The following is a 20146-nucleotide window of genomic DNA, read 5'->3' as shown; positions in this document are numbered from 1 at the left end:
GTCATTGTTTAAAAAAATTTTAATAGCCAACCGTGGTGAAATAGCACGGCGAATTATTCGCACATGTCAAAAATTAAATATTCAAACCGTTGCCATCTATTCAGAGGCTGATGCTCAGTCGCTACATGTAAAGGAGGCAGATGAAGCATACTTAGTCGGAAAACCTCCAGTTGCCCAAAGCTATTTAAACATAGAAAAAATTATTGAAATTGCTAAGGAATCTCATGCAGAGGCGATTCATCCGGGTTACGGACTACTGTCAGAGAATCCAACGTTTGCCCAAAGTTGTTTAGATGCCGGACTCACCTTTATCGGACCTTCACCGGAAGTAATTGCTTCAATGGGGAGTAAATTAGAAGCTCGGAAAAAAATGAAAGAGGCAGGTATTCCCATTATTGAAGGGATGGATATTGCCCTTGAAAATACGGAATCGGCATGTCAAGCTGCTGAAAAAATCGGTTATCCAATCATGTTAAAAGCATCTGCCGGGGGTGGCGGGATTGGTATGCAGCGGATCGATAATTCGGATCAACTTGTTAAGGCTTACGAGGGGAATAAGAAGCGGGCAGAATCATTTTTCGGCGACGGCATAATGTATATAGAAAAACTCATTGAAGATCCTCACCATGTGGAAATTCAAATAATTGCAGATTCCTATGGAAATGTTGTCTCACTATTTGAAAGGGAATGTTCAATTCAAAGGCGTAATCAAAAAGTAGTGGAAGAAGCACCATCACCATTTATCTCGGAAGCAACAAGGGCAAAAATGCAAGAAGCTGCCGTCCGTGCTGCAAAATATATTGGTTATACAAATGCCGGCACAATTGAATTTTTAGTTGATTCAAACCAAAACTTCTATTTTTTAGAGGTAAATACAAGATTGCAAGTTGAACATCCGGTAACCGAAGAAATTTTAGGATTAGATTTAGTTGCTGAGCAGATAAAAATCGCAGCAGGAGAGCCTCTTTCATTTCAACGAGAAGATATTGAGAGAAAAGGGCATGCCATTGAGGTAAGAATTTATGCAGAGGATCCAAAAACATTTTTCCCATCACCGGGTAAAATAACGGGTTTGCAATTACCACAAGGACCGGGTATCAGGCATGAATGCGCCATTGAAGCGGGAACTGTGGTTACACCATTCTATGATCCGATGATAGCAAAACTAATTGCTTGGGGTAAAGACCGAAACGAGGCTTGTAAGCGCTTGCTGGATGCTCTCCATCATTACAAAGTAGAAGGGATTAAAACAAATATACCCATGTTGATTGAAACAGTAAGCCATGAACAGTTTTTAAAAGGATATCCAACTACGAGTTTTGTAGAAAACTATTATTTGCCAAAAATTCAAGAAATCAAGAGTAAGTAAGAGAAGGATTCCATTATAAAAACATAAACGGGAGCCTTCTCCCTGTTTTCCTTTATACGCTAGATTCATGCAAAGATGCCGGCGGAGAACTATTCACGACACGCAAAAGCCAGGCAATCGCGTAATTCTTATTATTTGGAGGGGATAGTAATGACAATGATAAAGGCAAGTATGGCAGGAACCGTTTGGAAAATCGTCGTTTCAGAAGGGGAAGAGGTAAAAGCAGGCCAAGATGTGGTCATTTTAGAGTCAATGAAAATGGAGATCCCAATTTCAGCGGAAAGTGATGGAGTCGTGAAAAGAATTATTGTCCAAGAAGGCATGTTCGTCAATGAAGAAGATGACCTTTTAGAAATTGAGTAGGGGGGATGCGAATGAACCTTCCACGTCAAGTTGTCATGAAAGAAGTAGGACCGAGAGATGGACTTCAAAATGAAAAACAAAAAATTTTAACTGAAGATAAAATCTCATTCATTAATCAGTTAAGTGAATCGGGGCTAAAATATATCGAAGTGACATCCTTTGTTCACCCGGAATGGATTCCGCAACTTGCTGATGCAAAGGACGTTCTTCAATCGATTAAGCGTAATCAAACAATCACATATGCCGCGCTGGTCCCGAATATGCGAGGGCTTATTCGTGCTCTTGAAGTGGAAGTCGATGAGGTAAGTGTCTTTTTATCGGCTTCTGAAACTCATAATAAAAACAATATTAATAAAACGATAGATGAAACAATCCCTATTTTGAAAGAAGTTGTTCAAGAAGCGATAAAAGCCAACCGATCTGTCCGAGGATATGTTTCAACGGTAATCGGTTGCCCTTATGAAGGATACATTGAGCCTGAGCAAGTGTTAAAAGTTGTCGATGTCCTATTTAACATGGGTGTCACAGAAGTATCGCTCGGGGATACGATTGGTGTAGCTGTACCAACGCAGGTAGAGAAATTATTAGCGCGTTTATTCAACGAGTATCCACCGAATGTTTTTGCCATGCATTTTCATGATACAAGGGGTACGGCACTCGCCAATATCGTAAAATCACTTGAAATGGGGATAACAATTTTTGACAGTTCAGTTGGTGGTCTTGGCGGTTGTCCTTATGCAAAAGGAGCAACAGGAAATGTAGCGACAGAAGACTTGCTATATTTATTAACTGAAATGGGCATTGAAACAGGGGTGAACATGGAGGCGATCTTAGCAAGTGCATTTTTTATAGAAGAAAAAATTGGTCGAAAATTAGGATCAAAACAACTAGAAATTGCCAAGGGTGAAAGGGGGTTAGCCCACAGTGACAGTAAACATACGGTTTGACATTTATAAAAACCGGGTCGGTGTCATTACATTAACAAGACCCGAAGCTGCCAATGCAATGTCGATTCAGTTATTAACAGAATTGAGCAATACACTGAAAACACTTCATTATAATCGCGATATACGTGTCGTGCTGATTACCGGTGAAGGGGAAAAAGCATTTTGCGCAGGTGCTGATTTGAAAGAGCGGAAAGGGATGGATGAGCATCAAGTAAAGCAAACGGTCTCACTTATTGGCTCAACCATTCAACAAGTAGAAGATTTACCGCAGCCGGTTATTGCGGTTTTGAACGGGGTCGCATTTGGCGGCGGACTTGAGTTAGCACTTGCATGTGATCTTCGGATAGCCGGTAAAAATGCCAAAATCGGTTTAACAGAAACATCGCTGGGCATTATTCCCGGTGCGGGTGGAACACAAAGATTGCCGCGTTTAATCGGAATGGGTCGTGCGAAGGAATTGATTTATACGGCTAGAAGGATTTCAGCAGATGAGGCTTACCGGCTTGGCATTGTGGAGTATGTTTATGAACCTGAGCAATTAATGGAAAAAGCCCATGAACTGGCGCTCGAGATTGCCAAAAATGCTCCATTATCACTAATACAGGCAAAAACGGCCATTAATCATGGTATGGATGCCGACTTGAAAACGGGTTTAAAAATTGAGGCACTTGCTTATAACGAGCTTCTACGTACAGCGGACAGACTCGAAGGATTACAAGCATTTCAAGAAAAACGAAAGCCGCAATATATAGGTAAGTAGCTACTTCATATGACCGGAAATTAACGCTGTATTAAGTTTAATTTTGCAGGCAGTTGCAGACAAAGGGGGAAGCGAAATGAATGACGTTATCACAACAAAAAATTTAAAGGAGGAAATTTTAAAAGGCGGTCATCCAAAGTATCACGAAAAAAACAAAGAACAAGGAAAATTATTTGTCCGGGAACGACTAAGACTATTGTTCGATGATAATATCGAATTTGAAGACGGCTTATACGCAAATTGTTTGGCAGGTGACCTACCTGCAGATGGCGTGGTAACAGGAATTGGTAAAATCCACGGCCGCACGGTTTGTGTTATGGCTAATGACTCAACAGTAAAGGCAGGTTCCTGGGGGAAAAGAACAGTTGAAAAAATTATTCGTATTCAAGAAACAGCAGATAAACTAAATTGCCCGTTGTTTTATTTAGTTGATTCAGCAGGTGCCCGGATTACCGATCAAATAGAAATGTTTCCGGGCAGACGCGGGGCAGGGCGTATTTTTTATAATCAAGTTAAACTATCCGGAAAGATTCCGCAAATTTGTATTTTATTCGGCCCATCCGCGGCGGGCGGTGCCTACATCCCGGCATTCTGCGATATTGTGATTATGGTAGAGGGCAATGCCTCCATGTACTTAGGTTCCCCCCGTATGGCGGAAATGGTCATTGGAGAAAAAGTAGATTTAGAGACAATGGGCGGGGCAAAAATGCATTGTACGATATCCGGATGTGGAGACGTCTTAGCGAAAACCGAAGAAGAAGCCATTCGTTATGCTCGAAATTATATCCGTTACTTCCCAAACAACTATCGGGAAAAACCAAAAGCAGAAGCGCCAAAACCGCCGGCTAATTTTAAAAAAAGTATAGACGAACTGATTCCAAAAAATCAAAACACGCCATTTAATATGTACGATTTGATTGACTGTATGATTGATGAAGACTCTTTCTGTGAGATAAAGAAACTATTTGCACCTGAAATCATTACCGGTTTGGCACGTATGGACGGTCAGCCGGTTGGCATCATTGCGAACCAGCCGCGTGTAAAAGGCGGGGTTTTGTTCCACGATTCAGCAGATAAAGCGGCAAAATTCATTAGCCTATGCGATGCTTTCAATATTCCCTTGATTTTTTTGGCAGATGTACCGGGATTTATGATTGGCACACAAGTAGAAAAAGCAGGCATCATTCGCCATGGTGCGAAAATGATTTTTGCCATGAGTGAAGCAACCGTTCCAAAGATAACGGTTATTGTTAGAAAAGCATATGGTGCCGGGTTATATGCCATGGCAGGTCCCGCTTTTGAACCCGATTGCTGTATTGCCTTAACAACTGCGCAAATAGCGGTAATGGGTCCGGAAGCGGCGGTCAATGCGGTATATGCCAATAAAATCGCGCAACTTCCAAAAGTAGAACAAGCAGCATTTATTAACCAAAAACGGGAAGAATATCGTGAAGAAATTGATATTTATCGCCTTGCTTCCGAGTTAGTCGTTGATGATGTAATTGAACCAAATGAATTGCGATCCGCGTTAATATCACGATTACATGCTTATATGTCGAAGTATCAAGTATTTACGGAACGAAAACATGGAGTTAGTCCGGTTTAATAATAACATCCAAAAAGAACATGTTAACGAGCGCATACTTGTCCCGTACAAAATATGGTTATCGGGTAAATTTTTCGTAAAAAGAAAAAACCAGATCCCTATTTTAGCGGATCTGGTCTTTCTATATTAAGCTTCTACAAAATCATTGCGGCTCTTATCATTGTAGATATCTTTATTTAATTCACCGGTTATTTTACTTGTCAAAATACCGGACGTCATACTGCCGCTTACGTTTAAAGCGGTACGCCCCATGTCAATCAGCGGTTCAACCGAGATCAATAAACCGACAATCGCAATAGGAAGATTCAATACAGATAAAACAATTAACGATGCAAATGTTGCCCCGCCACCGACACCGGCGACACCAAAAGAGCTAATGACAACAACGGCAATGACCGTTAAAATGAAAGCCGGATCAAACGGGTCGATTCCTGCAGTCGGTGCAACCATTATGGCAAGCATCGCCGGATAAATGCCAGCACACCCGTTTTGCCCGATTGATAAACTAAACGGTCCGACGAAATTGGCAATAGCTTCAGAAACACCGAAACTGTCTGTCTGTGTTTTTATGTTCAATGGCAAAGTCCCGGCACTGGAGCGGGATGTAAAGGCAAATGTCAAAGTCGGAAACGCCTTTTTCATATAGGTAACCGGACTTAATTTTACCAGACTAATCAATAATAAATGAACAAGGAACATGACAATAATGGCAACATAAGAAGCGATAACAAATTTACCGAGTTTTACGATTGCCCCATAGTCACTTGTGGCCGTCATCTTTGTCATTAAGGCCAAAACGCCATATGGTGTTAACCGTAAAATTAATGTGACAATCCGCATGGTAATGGCATATAAAGCCTCAACAATTTTTCTGAAAAGTTCAGCTGGCTCCGGTTGTTTTCTTCTTACACCTAAATAAGCAATTCCTACAAAGGATGCAAAAATAACGACAGCGATTGTTGATGTCGGTCGTGAACCAGTCAAATCATCAAAAGGATTTGCCGGAATAAATGAAAGAATTTGTTGTGGAATGGTCATATCTTGAACCATTTTTACATTTTCAGTCAAAGCTTCATTCCGTGCATTTTCAGCTTCTCCGGCAGTTAGTTCAGTCCCTTGTAAACCGAAACCGAGAGCTGAGGCAATCCCGATAGCTGCAGCAATCCCGGTTGTAAAGAGTAAAATCCCAATGCCCAAGAAACTGATTTTGCCAAGATTTTTCGTCAATTGCACTTTTGTAAATGCCCCAACAATGGAAATAAAAACGAGCGGCATAACGATCATTTGCAATAATTTTACATAACCGGAACCGACAATATTAAACCAGTCAATCGTTTGCGTCGTAATATTCGATGTTGTTCCGTAAAGCAAGTGGATAATAAATCCGAAAACAATTCCAAGCCCAAGCCCGGTAAAAACACGTTTTGAAAAAGATACATGCTTCTTTTGCATCGTGAATAAAAGAGCAATTAAGGCGAAAAGAGCGATAATATTTATAATAACAAGTAACGTATCCATGATAGCCCCCTCTTTACTGACTCATTAATAAATGATCAGTAGTTTTTCCTTTTTAAGGTACATATATTATAATACCTTAAATCCGATTGGTAAAGTGAGAGATAAAAAATTACAACAAAGACAAGGATGCATTTTTTCATTTTTGGTCAAAAGGTTATCAATTAACTTTTATACTTTAAAAAATAGCTCTCATCCATTTTTCGATCCAGTCGTTCCACCATCGATTTCGTAAATAAATCAATTTCAACGGCATACTTTGGTCGGTTTTTCACTTCAATAAAAATTTTCCCAATATATTCACCGACAGTTCCAAGGGCAATGAGTTGAAGAGAACCGAGTACCCAGAGGGAAAGGACAGTGCCGTTCAAACCAAATATAGCATGGTTGAAAATAGTAAAGCTACTTAAAAGTATACTGACGGAAAATAAGATAATTCCAACGATCGTTATAAATCGGATGGGGCGTACACTAAATGAAGTAAGTCCGTCTAAAGCAAAGGAAATCATTTTTCTCAAAGGGTATTTTGTCTTCCCGGCCAGCCGTTCTTTCCGGTCGTAAAATACTTTTGTGGATCGGAAACCAAGTAAAGGGAGAATTCCCCTTAAGAAGAGATTATTCTCCGGATAACGGGCTAACTCATCTAATGCACGTTTACTTAATAATCGAAAATCGGCATGGTTATAGACAAGGTCAATACCTAACTTTTTCATCATGCGATAAAATCCTTGGGCGGTTGTTCGTTTAAAAAAGGAATCTGTGTCCCGCCGTTTCCGAACACCATAAACAATTTCGTAGCCTTCATGGTAATTTTTCATAAACTCTTTGATAACACCGACATCATCTTGTAAATCGGCATCAATGGAAATGGCGCAATCACATTTTTCCCTTGCTTTTAAATAACCGGCCAAGAGCGCCTTTTGATGACCGACATTGCGGGCTAATTTAATCCCTGTCACAAACTGGTTCCGCACACTTTCCATGGCAATCATCATCCAGGTTCGATCTGTACTGCCATCATCGACAAAAAGAATTCGACTATGTTTTCCGATCAATTTTTCCTCACATAGCTCATTCATTAATTCGGTTAATTGTTTAATTGTTTCCGGCAAAACTTCCTCTTCATTAAAACAAGGTACGATGATTGTCAGCATTGGTAACCGTTTATCCACTTTAGATGTCCTCCTTAGCTGTTTCTTCCGGTAATGTTACGGCATATAAATAAATTTTCCAATACGATAAATCGTCCTCAAAACTTTTTACCAAAGCTAAATGATTTTCTGCTGCATTGTCAATCGGAACACTTGAAAAAAGGTAGCGCCCGCCCATTTCATAAAACACCGCTGTGTCCAAGTGTAAATTTGTAATCCTCTTTTTTGAGCTTTTCTTATAATCAAATTTTTTCCCTAGTTCATCGACAAAAATGTAGCACCGGCTGCCCCACTCATCAAAATAGCGTTGTAAGGTTTTATTTTTTTCCAGTTCATATCTTATTATTTTTCTAAATTGATATTTATATGTAAGCGGGTAAAAATTATTATATGTATCAAGGGTGTAAAAACCGTTGTACTGAGCGACCGCCGGATGGAGTCCGATGCTGGCTACACGGTAAGAAGATTTAGGTTTACCGATATATTGATCGATGTCAGAAAAAAGCTTTTCGGCATAAAATTCCTCAAATGTCGGTGTATGATGAATAAAACGATAGTGAATCTCTTCATTGAAAGGAACGAGAACAATAATTTGTGCAACTACAGCAATCTTCACAAGCCGCCGCAAACCAATTTTCCATAAATATGAACACCCGATGGCAAAAGATAAATATATAATCAACGGCCGCAAAAAATGGAATCGGGCAAAATTGAACGTGTTGAAAATATCAAACCTTTGCTTCAACGGAATCCATAAATTGTTAAACCAAAGAGCGTACCAAAAAGAAAGCAAATAGTTTAGTACAAGTAAAAAAATAAATAATTTTTCTTTACGCCACTCTTTTCGATAAATCATTAGAATAAGTGCAGTGAACAGAATCGGTATTATGACGATTGTATGTACGGTCATTACATGGGTGTGACCAAGCAGAAAATTTTTTAATGATAATCGCAGAGACCGAAAAAAATCATGGCGAGAAGAGATAAATTCGACACGATGACTGACATCATCACTGAAAATTGTTGAATAGACAAGCCGATACTCAACAAAAAGAAAAACAGAAACCATGAAAGCAATGCTACCAAGAAATCGCCAGTTTATTTGTCTTGTCTTGAATAAGTCGTATAACCATAAAAAACTTACCGCAACCAAAAAAAAGAAAAACCCGAGCACAAGGCCGGAGTAAAAAGGGAGTATACCAAGCGTTAACCACTCTTTCCATGTGTCTTTACCCGAGCGAATTTTTAAAAAAGCCCATAAAGCGAGCGGGTGCCCCAGGGTACATAACATCCCGGATGGCCAAAACGGTGTTAGGGCAAAAGCAAGGGAAACACCAATTCGAATCATGCGCCCGTCGTCTGATTTGATGAAAAATTCTTTGAGCAATAAATACATCCCGAGAAAGGCAAAAACTCTGGTGATTGTTTGACTAAGGGCATAGGCGGTCATTGTTGGAAAAAGTGCGTGGAGCCAGACAATTCCGCTCCATTCTGAACCAAAGGCGTAGCGAGGCAAACCGTTAATCACTTGTGGAATAACGGCATTGACCGGTCCAAATATTTCCCCGCTGTTTACAAGTACTTTATACCAAGCAAGATTGGAATCGAGATTATCATGAACACGAATGTGTGCATGTTCACCAAGTAGAAACAGTGGAGCAACAAAGAGAAAAATGCAAAGATAGGCGATGAAAAGTCCTCTCTTTTCCAAGGCGTGGTTAAAATCCATTGTAAATCCCTTCCTGAAAAGCGTATTCGTGAAATCAATCCCCTTTTACTATTCCCAACCGGCTTTTTCCTATACAGGATAAATATGGTTTAAGAGTAGAACGGGTGAGAAAGCCTTTTTTTCGCTTCTAGATGTTCGCCAAAAAAATTTCTTGTTGTGGCCCATTTTCCGGAAGCTTTCCTTGTACCCATATACTTTGAATTTATACACTCAAAACGCAAAAAAATAGATTGTCCCTTAGAGCTCCCTAAATTGGAGAGGGACAATCGGAATTAAACCTTAAAGAAACGAAAGGAATTTTGCCATCTTAAGAAAAAACTAAGGCACAATCGTTACCGGGCATGGTGTTAGTTGCAAAACACCAATACTTACACTGCCGAGGACGGCGCTTTTTACCGGCCCCATACCGCGAGAGCCCATGACAATCTGATGCGCATCTAATTCTTTTGCCAGTTTGGTGATTTCGACTTTTGGAATGCCAATGCGAACAATTTTCTCTACTTGCACATCTTCCTCACTTATCAATTCGGAGGCCTTTTCCAAAATTTCGTCAGCCATTTGTTGAAGATATTGTTGAATTTCCCCCTTTGCAATAAACCGTTGAATATTTGGAGTAAACAAATTCGGTTGGACATTTACGATTACAATTTCCCCATCCATTTCTTTGGCAATCTTTACGGCAAATTGAAGCGCGTGATGTGAATGAATGGAATCATCAATCGGAACAATTATTTTTTTACTCATTTTATCGGGGACTAGCCCCTCTCCCTCCTATCAAGTAAATTAAGGGCAAAAAGTTGCTCCCTACTGACAATATTCAACAAATTCTGCTGTAAACCCTTTTATTTCTCTAAAATTTCACAAAATCATCGAAATTTCCACAGTAGCAAAATGTTTTATTACAATAAATGAATATGATAAAATATTGAAGAATAGGTTAAAATTTATACATATAGTATCGACTAAAGGAGAAGTGATTGTACTTTTGGACAGTCTGTGGGTTTCAATTATTATTATTCTTATATTAATCCTTGCTAATGGAATATTTTCCATGACGGAGATTGCTATTGTAACATCAAGAAAAGCTAGACTGGAGAAACTGGAAGAGGACGGAAACAGGAAAGCGAAATATGCTTTAAAATTAGCCGAAAATCCGAATCAGTTACTGTCGACCATTCAAATCGGAATTACATTAATCGGCGTCGTTACAGGTGCTTTTGGTGGTGCAACAATTGCAGAACAATTATCTGTTTATGTGGATAAAGTTGCATTTTTACATCCTTATAGTTATCAATTAAGTTTTATCCTTGTGATTGGGTTAACTACCTATTTGTCGTTGATCATCGGTGAACTTGTTCCAAAAAGATTAGGAATGTCAAATCCGGAAAAGGTGGCATTGCTTGTTGCCAAACCGATGTATTATTTTGCGAAAATTGGCAAACCGCTTATATGGATCTTAAGTAAATCTACCGAATTTGTATTAAAAGTATTAGGGGTAAAGCCGAAAAACCAACCGGATGTTACGGAGGAGGAAATTACCCAACTAATCGAACAAGGTGTATACAGCGGTGTAGTTGAGGAAATCGAACAGGATATGGTTGAACAGATTTTTTATTTGGGTGATAAACGGCTCGGCGATATTTTAACACCACGGACACAAATTGTATGGATTGATATTGAAAAACCGTTTGAAGAAAATATTAAGAGAATGAATGAAAGTAATCATTCCCGCTTTCCTGTGGGGAAGGGGAGTTTGGATAATTTCCTTGGAATTATTCATACAAAGGATGTATTTGCCAAGTTATTAGAAAATAAGCCGTTCGACCTATCAGAGTGCATTAAAGATACCATCGTATTGCCGGAACCGATGAAAGTTTTCCAAGCATTAGAAGCGTTGAAAAAATCTGGTCAGCATGAAGCGATTGTTATTGATGAATATGGCGGAATCGAAGGCTATGTAACCATTTATGATTTTATGGAAAATATTGTCGGGGACTTACCGCAAAATGAAGATGAGGAAGAACCGCAAATTGTCCAAAGAAGTGAAAATACATGGTTGGCGGACGGGTTAATTTCCATAGATCAATTTCGGCGCTACTTTGACTTGGAGGACGAGCCAAGTTTGCGTGGCGGTAACAATTTCCATACACTCGGCGGGTTTATAACGATGAGTCTCGGGGACATTCCAAAAATAAAAGATACAGTAGAAATTGAAGATTTAATTTTGGAAGTTGTCGATATGGACCATGTACGTGTCGATAAAGTACTAGTTACCAGAGTCGAGAAAGATGAAGATGAGGAAGAAGACGATTTTTAAATAAAAGGAACTTGGGTGTTCGGGTCTATAGGGACTCGTGACCCGGATTCCTTTAAACTGAATTTCCCACTAGGTCGAATTTAAACCATTCTTAACGAGATAAAACCCATTCCAAAACAGGCGGAATGGGTTTATTTGTTATCCAAGAATAATTTTGCGTGACAATCATAAAAATTGTTGCTCACAAAAAATTCAAAAATCATTTTCAAGTCCTCATAAATATAACATTATTTAAATTCACAACCAATATAATAAAATCAATTAATCGTTAAAGCAGTTTACAAGCAATAGTATAATAGTTTATAATATTTAAACACAAACTGCAGCCAAAATTATATTTATATAGCTTAATAGTAGACTTAATAATCTGAATACCGTATATGTTTCGATTAATAGTGGCGCAGTTGTTTAAATACCACATTTAGAATATGAGGGGGATCTATAATGAAAATCAAAAAATGGTCTCTACTATTTTTGGCCGGCATGCTGGTTACTTTTCTTGCGGCATGTTCCGGTGATAAGGCAGAAGAGACAAAAGGAACGGCAGACAATAAGTCAAATAGCGGGTCCGAAAAGGTTCTTAATTTCATCAATCCGGAAGCCATTCCATCTATGGACCCGGCACTTGCTACGGATGAATCTTCATTTGTTTATTTAGCAGCAACAATGGAAGGTTTATACCGCTTGGATAAGGACACGAAACCGGTACCCGGGATTGCCATTGATCATGAAGTTAGTCCGGACGGTTTAACTTGGACGTTCAAACTCCGGGATGATGCTGTTTGGGAAAATGGAGATCCGGTAACAGCAAATGATTTCGTATACGCTTGGAGACGTGCTGTTGATCCTGCGACCGGTTCTGAATATGGTCCGTATATGATGAACGGGGTTATCAAAAATGCGACTGCAATCAGTAAAGGAGAAATGGCGCCTGATCAGTTAGGTGTAAGAGCGGAAGACGATTATACATTAATTGTAGAATTAGAAAATCCGACACCTTATTTTGAATCATTAACGACTTTTGGAACATTCTTGCCACTAAATCAAAAATTTGTTGAAGAACAAGGCGATAAATTCGCAACAAGCTCTGATACTTTACTGGCAAATGGTCCATATACAATTGAAGATTGGAAAAGCACAAGCAACTCGTGGAATCTAGTAAAAAATGATAAATATTGGGATGCGAAAACTGTAAAAATGGATAAACTTACATTCAAGGTTGTGAAAGATCCGCAAACGGCAGTAAATCTATATGAAGAAAATTCCGTTGACCGGGTAGACTTAACATCCGACCTCGTTGACCAATATACTTCAAATGATGACTATACAGTAACACCGGATACATTTGTCTATTTTATTAAGTTCAACCAAACAAAAAGTGAAGCCTTGGCCAATACAAATATTCGTGCAGCAATCAGCAGAGCATTTGATAAAAAAGCGCTGGTTGAAGAAATCCTTAACAATGGATCCATTGTTGCTAACGGACTTGTTCCAAAAGACTTCACACCAATGCCGGATTCCGGTAAAGATTTCCGGGAAGTGAGCGGCGACTTGATGAAATATGATTTGGATGCCGCAAAACAATTCTGGGCAAAAGGTTTAGAGGAACTCGGAACAGACAAAGTGGAATTAGAATTGTTGGCAGATGATGATGCAACAACAAAAATTATGGTGGAATATATTGCCAATCAGCTAGAAACAAATTTGGAAGGTTTAACGGTTAAAATTAAGCAAGTACCGAAAGAACAACGGCTGGATTTAGATACAAATATGGATTATCAAATGCAAGTTTCCAGATGGGGTCCGGACTTCCTTGATCCGTACACATATATGAACTTATGGACAACAGATAGCGGTAATAACTGGATGGGTTATTCAAATCCAAAATATGATGAACTGGTTAAAGCGACCGTAACAACGCTGGCAACTGACAATGATGCCCGCTATCAAAATTTCTTGGAAGCTGAAAAAATTCTATTTGAAGATGCAGCAATTGCACCAATCTATCAAGCTTCGAGAGCACAATTAATTTCACCGCGAGTAAAAGGCGTTTTCATCAATCCGTTTGGTGCCACATATGAATACAAATGGGCAGATGTAGCCGAATAAAATTGTGAAAAAAGGTTTCTAAGCCACGTGCTTAGAAACCTTTTTTGTGCCCGGCACTGCGGCAAAATCGGGTCTGGAGTTTTAATAATGGGCTCTTGCTGTTGAATAACGGGGGGGAATATTCCATACTCGGTAGGTCCCCCTTTAAATTGCTCATTAACAAGTATAATATATAGTGGACCTACTAAAGAAGATATATTTATAAGTAATACTAATAGAACAAGTTTACCCATTGTTCTATGTCGTAAAATAAATTTGATACCATCAATTAAATCTTTTTTATAGTTCCCTTTATATTGATTAGTTTCTACAAAGCCTGTTATATTTTGATCTTTATGTAATCTTTTTATTTTTAAATTACTGATGAGCAGGGAAGCAATAAAAAATGTGATTGAATCAAATAAAATACTTCCAGCAAACCCCAATAATCCAATTAGCAAACCACTTATTGAATTTCCAATAATATCAGATATTTGGTTTACTGAAACGATTAAACCATTGACCTGTGGTATTTTTTCTTTTTGAACTATTTTTCCTAAAGTTCGATTCTTGGCTGGCATAATAAATGTGTTGATAGAATTTAACAGGAAAACGGAACTATATATAACGAAATCCCTATACTCAAGAATTATATAACCAAGAACGAATAATATACATATTAGTCCCGATGCGAAATAAGACCATAACAATACCCTATTTGGAGTATGGCGATCCACGAAAGTCCCTGCAAATGGACTAATAAAGATAGATGTTAAATGCCAAAGCACACCAATGATTGATGTACTTATGGCTGATTGAGTTTCTTGATAAATAAACCACATGATAGTGATATTAAATACTGTATCACCAATTGATGAAACGCCAATACTGCTTATTAATAAGTTACTATTATCCAGAATCTTGTTTAAGGATAACTTTTTCATTGGCTCACCTTAATCTATTATAGAAGTGATTTAGCCCGCGCATTAACGAGGGGAACGCAGTATATTTTCTTTTTGTGTCATTTACTATTTGTTTTCTATCCTGCTGAATTTAGCATCTCCCTTAGCTGCTTTAATTCTAATTCAATTTCTTCAAGCAGTTTTTCCGAATAGGCGACATTGCCGTTTTTGCCGAGCGACTCCAGTTTTTCCATATCCCCTTGAATACGGATATAATCACTTTTCAATTCTTCAATTCTTCTTTCTATTTCGTTTCTATTCATTGCCATCCACCTTTCACCATTTGAAAACCATAATAACACAACGATCAAAATTTATAAAAATTTTCGAGGGTACGAACTTTTAGGCGAGAGCAGAGCTGTAAAAAATTTGCTTCTGGTCAAGCGGTCTATGTTTATCCAAATTCTTTTTCAATTCATCCACTCGATCAAAGTTCATTTCATCATCCCTGTACGTCCATTACTTTTCGTATATTATACCATTATTCTTTTTCTGCCATCATCCCCAAAGCTACTATCAAAAACCTTTAAATGTCCACATTTTATTTTTGATGCATCCTTGAAATAATAAAAGAATGTTTTTAGAACATACGTATGTTTAAAATATAAAATTTCTCGCATTAAGTGAAATTTATAAATGTGTAAAAAAACCTTCCTTCAGTATGGATGAGAGGTTGAAGGAAGGTTTAGCTAGGTATTTTGTACTGTAATAGGAATCATGCCTAGATTTAATAATTTTAGGTGTCTTTCCTAATATTGTTCCTGTGGCATCTTTTCCAACATGGTTCCGGTTTTTGCAAGATTGACATGCCATGAGAAGGCTTTTTCCAAAATATGCGGTGTTTGACCACCATTAGCCAGTGCCTCATGATAATAATCAAGTAACTGTTGTTTATACATTGGATGCGCACAATTCTCAATAATAAGCGGTGCTCGTTCAGTCGGTGCCAGCCCACGCAAGTCAGCATAACCTTGTTCGGTAATGATGACATCAACATCATGTTCCGTATGGTCTACATGAGAAACAAACGGAACAATACTGGATATGTTTCCACCTTTTGCAATCGACTTGGTGACAAAAATAGCCAGTCTTGCATTACGGGCAAAATCTCCGGAACCGCCAATCCCGTTCATCATTTTTGAACCCGATACATGGGTTGAATTGACATTCCCGTAAATATCGACTTCCAGTGCCGTATTAATGGAAATGAGCCCGAGTCTGCGAATAATTTCCGGATGATTGGAGATTTCCTGTGGGCGCAATATCAATTTATCTCGGTATTTATCAAAATTTTGAAAAACCTTTTCGCCCTTTTCTTCAGATAATGTAATGGAACAAGCTGAGGCAAATGTAACCTTGCCCGCATCGATCAAGTCAAATACAGCGTCCTGTAATACTTCCGAGTAAACTTCAAGATCAGTGAATTCTGAATCTAACATGCCGTGCAGAACCGCGTTAGCTACCGAACCGATGCCCGATTGAAGCGGTGCTAATTTTTTTGTCAAACGTCCTGCTTCAATTTCTTTCCGTAAAAATGTTAATAAGTGATTGGCCATTATTTTTGTTTCTTCATCAGGCGGAACAATGGTAGATGGGGAGTCAGCAAGCTTTGTTACCACAATCCCCTTAATTTTGGACAAATCCACCCGTATGCCGATCGAACCAATTCGGTCAGTTGCTTTTGTCAACGGAATTGGCAATCTTTCCCCCTGTTTTCCGACACTGTATATGTCATGGACACCAATTAATTCCTTGGGTGCAGTTTCATTTAACTCAACAATCACATGATCTGCTTTTTCTGCAAAAATCGTTGAGTTACCAACAGATGTTGTCGGTATAATCATCCCGTCACCGGTAATCGCGACGGCTTCAATAATTGCATAATCGACTTTTGGTAAAACATTAGCCCGTATCAGTTCGGCTGTATGAGATAAATGTTGGTCAACAAACAATAATTCCCCTTGATTAATCTTGGTTCGCATCATTTTATCGGCTTGGAACGGCAATCTTTTTAAAATCATTCCGTTTTCCGCCATCAATGTATCAACATCAGAACCCAATGAAGCACCGGTGTAAACGTTTACTTTAAGCGGCTCCTGTTTAGCTCTTTCAACCAAGGCGTGTGGAACCGCTTTAGCATCACCGGCACGAGTAAACCCACTTAACCCCAATGTCATCCCGTTTTCAATCCAAGTAGCCGCTTCTTCCGCAGAAACAACCCGACCTTGGAGAAACTCAGGTACCGCACGATAACCTTTCTCCATTTGTATCCCCTCTTTGCATAGTTTGAATATATTTTATTTGGATGAGAGGGGTTTTTCCTTATCACTTGAATAAAACAACTATATTCATTATTAAAACAGTATTATTTGACGTGGAAAGGTGAAAGTGCTTTCTCTATCTCTAGAACATTAATTGTTTTCGGAAGTAACTGGCATAAGATTGGCTGACAGGAATGCGATCTCCGTTATTCATAATGAGTAAAAACGTTGAATGAAAATCCGGTTGAATTTCTGCAATCGCCCGCACATTCACAATAAAAGACCGATGGCATCGAATGAAATATTCACTCGGTAATAAATATTCAATTTCGGAAAGGTTAAACTTATGATACCCTTGAATCTGTTCTGTGACAATTTTTGCTTTTCGGTTTTCCGCCTCTAAATAAAGAATATCGGATACGGCAACCGGATACCAGCAATCCTCATTTTTTACGGTAAAAAATGCAGGTAATGAATAATTTTTACGCATCGGAAAAATGGCAGTAACACAATTTACCGGTTTTCCGTTATTAAAAATGGGCACCGACAATCCAAAGTATGAAACGCCAAATACGCTGCTATCAATATATGAAAATATACTTCTTCTTAAAGAAAACGCCTTATACGTCGCACTTCCTTGCTTCACTTGATCCCCCGGTCTAATTTGTAAATCAATGACAGGACTCGGCTTATAATAAATAAAAGTACGCGAATCGGCAATGGCAATCGAGGTATCTTCCGGAAAAACTTCCGAAAACGTATCCAACAAATGTGTTGTTGAAATTTGATTCACGTTCATTTCCCCCATTAATTTAAAATTTTTTAAAACCATGCTGGAAAGTACCCACTGAAAAGCGCAAATCCATAAGCCAACTTGTTAAAAAACCTAAACTACATTTCCCCTACGATCATATTGTGTAAGTTTTTCAGTGACCTCCTTACATGACAAATAAAATGCCCCTTTGCCTGATTTATAGGTGTGGTTCTCTAAAACATATGGTAAGAAATTAGAAAATAAGAAATAGACTAGGAAGTCCACTATATTATACAATACTGCCGCAAAAATTTACATTAATAAGCAATTCAGCGCATGAAAGAATTTTAGCGCTTTAAAACAATATGGAGCAGGAAAGAATAAACGGGAAAACCTTACCTACTGTTTCGATTTTGTGCCGGCTCCTTTTCGTTTTTGCACTAAAAAATTTATTGTATTTTTTATATAACTGTTCTATAATTAATATAACAGGTAAAACAAGTAAAACAGAGGAAGTGAAAATGGTGATTATCTCATTAGATTTACAATCAGAATCACCTATCTATATCCAGCTGAGGAACAAAATAATAGAAGGGATTGCCTCGAAACAGCTGAGACCGGGTGATCCGTTGCCGTCAGTTCGTACATTTGCCCAAGATCTTGGCGTGAATATGCATACCGTTAACAAGGCGTACCAACTTTTAAAACAAGACGGCTTTATTCAAATTCATCGGCAAAAAGGGGTTGTCATTAATCCCGACTCAATGCCCTCTGTTGATGAGAATTACTTGGCAAATGTGCGGGAAAACTTGAGACCTGTCATCAGTGAATCAGTTTGTCGGGGGATGAACAAGGAAGAATTTATAAAGCTTATTCAAGAAGTTTATGAAGAAATCCAAAAAGGAGGAGAGCATGATGATTTACGTTAGTATGTTGCTGATTTTTTTACCGCTCGTCCTAATTACAGCAATCACACCTTATATTACAAGAAAAACAGAGAGCTTCGGTATCACAATTCCATCAGACGTGTACCAACATCCGACCATTGCCGAATACCGAAAAAAATATGCATTTCAATCCGGATTAGCAGGTGTTCTTATTCTCGTGATTCTTGGGATTGCTGCTGGTTTTACAACAGATTTTTTATGGACCATTTTATACACGGTGGGAATATTTGTTTATATTTTAGTGGCTTTCATTATTTATTTTCAATTTCACAAAAAAATGAAGCAATTGAAGGAAAAAGAAAACTGGAAAAGTAAGAAAAAAGAAGTCGTTGCCGTTGATCTTTCGTTTTATAATAAAAAATTAACCTATTCAAACGGTTGGTTTTTACTACCGTTCATCATTACGGTTTTTAGTCTTCTTTGGACGTTTTGGAATTATGATCGGATGCCGGAAAAACTACCTATGCATTATACATGGGATGGCGTGGTTACCGATTGGGCGGACAAATCATATCGGACAGTCCTTCTGTTTCCGCTCATTCAACTGTTTATGCTCGGGTTATTTGTTTTTGTTAATATAATCATTGCCCGCAGCAAACAACAAATGGACCCGGCCAATCCGGAAGAATCGATTAAACAAAATATTATTTTTCGCCGGCGTTGGTCATTATTTATCATCATTAGCGGTACGATGATGGTTTTGTTATTCACCTTGCCGCAAGTTTCCTTTGTTTATCCGATTGATCCGTTCATTTCCTTTATAATTACGATGGTTGTTGTTGGCGTGATTGTCATTGGTGCAGGTGTATTGTCAATTGTGACGGGGCAAGGAGGCAGCCGCGTAAACGTAACGAATCGTAAAACCGGGGAGATAATGAACCGCGACGATGACCGATATTGGAAGCTTGGTGTCTTTTACTTTAATCCGGATGATCCGGCTGTTTGGGTCGAAAAGCGGTTTGGGAGCGGCTGGACAAATAATTTTGCCCGACCAACTTCATGGATCTTTCTAATTTTAATTCTTCTTATTCCGATTCTTATTGCAGTGTTTGCATCGTAAAAGGGGAGTGGAAAAATGGAAAAATCAAAACGGCTATATGGGCTATTTGGTTATTTGATCATTGGGATTGTGGCCATTTTAACTATTTATCCTGTACAGAAAGCGGCAATCGAAACACAAATGGATAAATTACCGGTTGATCCGGGGATGTCGGTAGAAACGTTAGCTATCATAGCATTATTAAATCCGTTCATATTATTATTGATTGCCTTAATCATTGGTTATTTTATTGCCGATAAAGTAAGTTTTGTTTCCATCGTTCTTCATCAAAAATCGGCAAGGATACCCCAACTTCAATCGTGTGTAGGGCGACAGCC

18 protein-coding genes are annotated in these 20146 nt (G+C 38.6%); 10 read left to right on the top strand and 8 right to left on the bottom strand.

Annotated elements, in window-relative coordinates:
* Positions 1–4 precede the first annotated feature (4 nt).
* The 5 genes from LIZ98_RS09015 to LIZ98_RS08995 all read left to right on the top strand — a co-directional run bounded on the left by LIZ98_RS09015 (position 5) and on the right by LIZ98_RS08995 (position 5045).
* Positions 5–1369, top strand: a complete 1365-nt coding sequence (locus tag LIZ98_RS09015) for an acetyl-CoA carboxylase biotin carboxylase subunit (protein ID WP_227139487.1) — start codon at positions 5–7, stop codon at positions 1367–1369.
* Positions 1370–1519: 150 nt separating this feature from the next.
* Complete coding sequence (locus LIZ98_RS09010) at positions 1520–1732, top strand: acetyl-CoA carboxylase biotin carboxyl carrier protein subunit (RefSeq protein WP_227139488.1); 213 nt, start codon at positions 1520–1522, stop codon at positions 1730–1732.
* 11 nt (positions 1733–1743) lie between these two features.
* Positions 1744–2679, top strand: coding sequence for a hydroxymethylglutaryl-CoA lyase (locus LIZ98_RS09005; protein WP_227139489.1), 936 nt, complete (start codon positions 1744–1746; stop codon positions 2677–2679).
* Positions 2657–3439, top strand: coding sequence for an enoyl-CoA hydratase (locus LIZ98_RS09000; protein WP_227139490.1), 783 nt, complete (start codon positions 2657–2659; stop codon positions 3437–3439). The genes LIZ98_RS09005 and LIZ98_RS09000 overlap by 23 nt, the downstream gene beginning before the upstream one ends.
* A 76-nt stretch (positions 3440–3515) precedes the next feature.
* Positions 3516–5045, top strand: coding sequence for an acyl-CoA carboxylase subunit beta (locus tag LIZ98_RS08995; protein ID WP_041902162.1), 1530 nt, complete (start codon positions 3516–3518; stop codon positions 5043–5045).
* Between the two features lie 126 nt (positions 5046–5171).
* Here LIZ98_RS08995 and LIZ98_RS08990 read toward each other — a convergent pair whose 3' ends face one another.
* The 4 genes from LIZ98_RS08990 to LIZ98_RS08975 form a co-directional block, all read right to left on the bottom strand.
* Positions 5172–6563, bottom strand: a complete 1392-nt coding sequence (locus tag LIZ98_RS08990; protein ID WP_041848090.1) for an L-cystine transporter — start codon at positions 6561–6563, stop codon at positions 5172–5174.
* Positions 6564–6724: 161 nt separating this feature from the next.
* Positions 6725–7732 carry a glycosyltransferase family 2 protein gene (locus tag LIZ98_RS08985; protein ID WP_227139491.1) on the bottom strand — a complete coding sequence of 336 codons (1008 nt, stop codon included), beginning with the start codon at positions 7730–7732 and terminating at the stop codon, positions 6725–6727.
* A gap of 1 nt (position 7733) precedes the next feature.
* Positions 7734–9440 carry a DUF6044 family protein gene (locus tag LIZ98_RS08980; protein WP_227139492.1) on the bottom strand — a complete coding sequence of 569 codons (1707 nt, stop codon included), beginning with the start codon at positions 9438–9440 and terminating at the stop codon, positions 7734–7736.
* 318 nt (positions 9441–9758) lie between these two features.
* Positions 9759–10184: a universal stress protein gene (locus tag LIZ98_RS08975; RefSeq protein ID WP_227139493.1), complete on the bottom strand. Its 426-nt coding sequence runs from the start codon at positions 10182–10184 to the stop codon at positions 9759–9761.
* Between the two features lie 241 nt (positions 10185–10425).
* Between LIZ98_RS08975 and LIZ98_RS08970 the strand changes: the two genes are divergently transcribed.
* Positions 10426–11757 (top strand): hemolysin family protein, encoded by a 1332-nt coding sequence (locus LIZ98_RS08970; RefSeq protein WP_227139494.1) that lies wholly within the window; start codon positions 10426–10428, stop codon positions 11755–11757.
* Between the two features lie 444 nt (positions 11758–12201).
* Complete coding sequence (locus tag LIZ98_RS08965) at positions 12202–13866, top strand: peptide ABC transporter substrate-binding protein (RefSeq protein ID WP_227139495.1); 1665 nt, start codon at positions 12202–12204, stop codon at positions 13864–13866.
* Here LIZ98_RS08965 and LIZ98_RS08960 read toward each other — a convergent pair.
* The 4 genes from LIZ98_RS08960 to LIZ98_RS08945 all read right to left on the bottom strand — a co-directional run bounded on the left by LIZ98_RS08960 (position 13764) and on the right by LIZ98_RS08945 (position 17867).
* Positions 13764–14789 carry an MFS transporter gene (locus LIZ98_RS08960; protein ID WP_227139496.1) on the bottom strand — a complete coding sequence of 342 codons (1026 nt, stop codon included), beginning with the start codon at positions 14787–14789 and terminating at the stop codon, positions 13764–13766. The genes LIZ98_RS08965 and LIZ98_RS08960 overlap by 103 nt on opposite strands.
* Before the next feature lie 95 nt (positions 14790–14884).
* The gene (locus tag LIZ98_RS08955; protein ID WP_034773391.1) at positions 14885–15070 is read right to left on the bottom strand and encodes an SE1832 family protein; all 186 of its coding nucleotides are present in this window, start codon (positions 15068–15070) and stop codon (positions 14885–14887) included.
* Positions 15071–15556: 486 nt separating this feature from the next.
* Positions 15557–17071, bottom strand: coding sequence for a succinyl-CoA:acetate CoA-transferase ScpC (gene scpC / locus LIZ98_RS08950; protein WP_227139497.1), 1515 nt, complete (start codon positions 17069–17071; stop codon positions 15557–15559).
* A gap of 139 nt (positions 17072–17210) precedes the next feature.
* Positions 17211–17867 (bottom strand): LytTR family DNA-binding domain-containing protein, encoded by a 657-nt coding sequence (locus LIZ98_RS08945; protein WP_227139498.1) that lies wholly within the window; start codon positions 17865–17867, stop codon positions 17211–17213.
* A gap of 479 nt (positions 17868–18346) precedes the next feature.
* Between LIZ98_RS08945 and LIZ98_RS08940 the strand changes: the two genes are divergently transcribed.
* From LIZ98_RS08940 to LIZ98_RS08930, 3 genes are all read left to right on the top strand, one after another.
* Positions 18347–18751: a GntR family transcriptional regulator gene (locus tag LIZ98_RS08940; RefSeq protein ID WP_227139500.1), complete on the top strand. Its 405-nt coding sequence runs from the start codon at positions 18347–18349 to the stop codon at positions 18749–18751.
* Positions 18738–19829: a DUF1648 domain-containing protein gene (locus LIZ98_RS08935; protein WP_227139499.1), complete on the top strand. Its 1092-nt coding sequence runs from the start codon at positions 18738–18740 to the stop codon at positions 19827–19829. The genes LIZ98_RS08940 and LIZ98_RS08935 overlap by 14 nt, the downstream gene beginning before the upstream one ends.
* A 15-nt stretch (positions 19830–19844) precedes the next feature.
* On the top strand, positions 19845–20146 hold a 302-nt coding region (locus tag LIZ98_RS08930), incomplete at its 3' end, for a hypothetical protein (protein ID WP_375293576.1).

The organism is Caldibacillus sp. 210928-DFI.2.18, assembly GCF_020554505.1.
GTDB classification, from domain to species: Bacteria; Bacillota; Bacilli; order Bacillales; family Caldibacillaceae; genus Caldifermentibacillus; species Caldifermentibacillus hisashii.
This window is presented reverse-complemented; position numbering and strand designations above follow the sequence as displayed.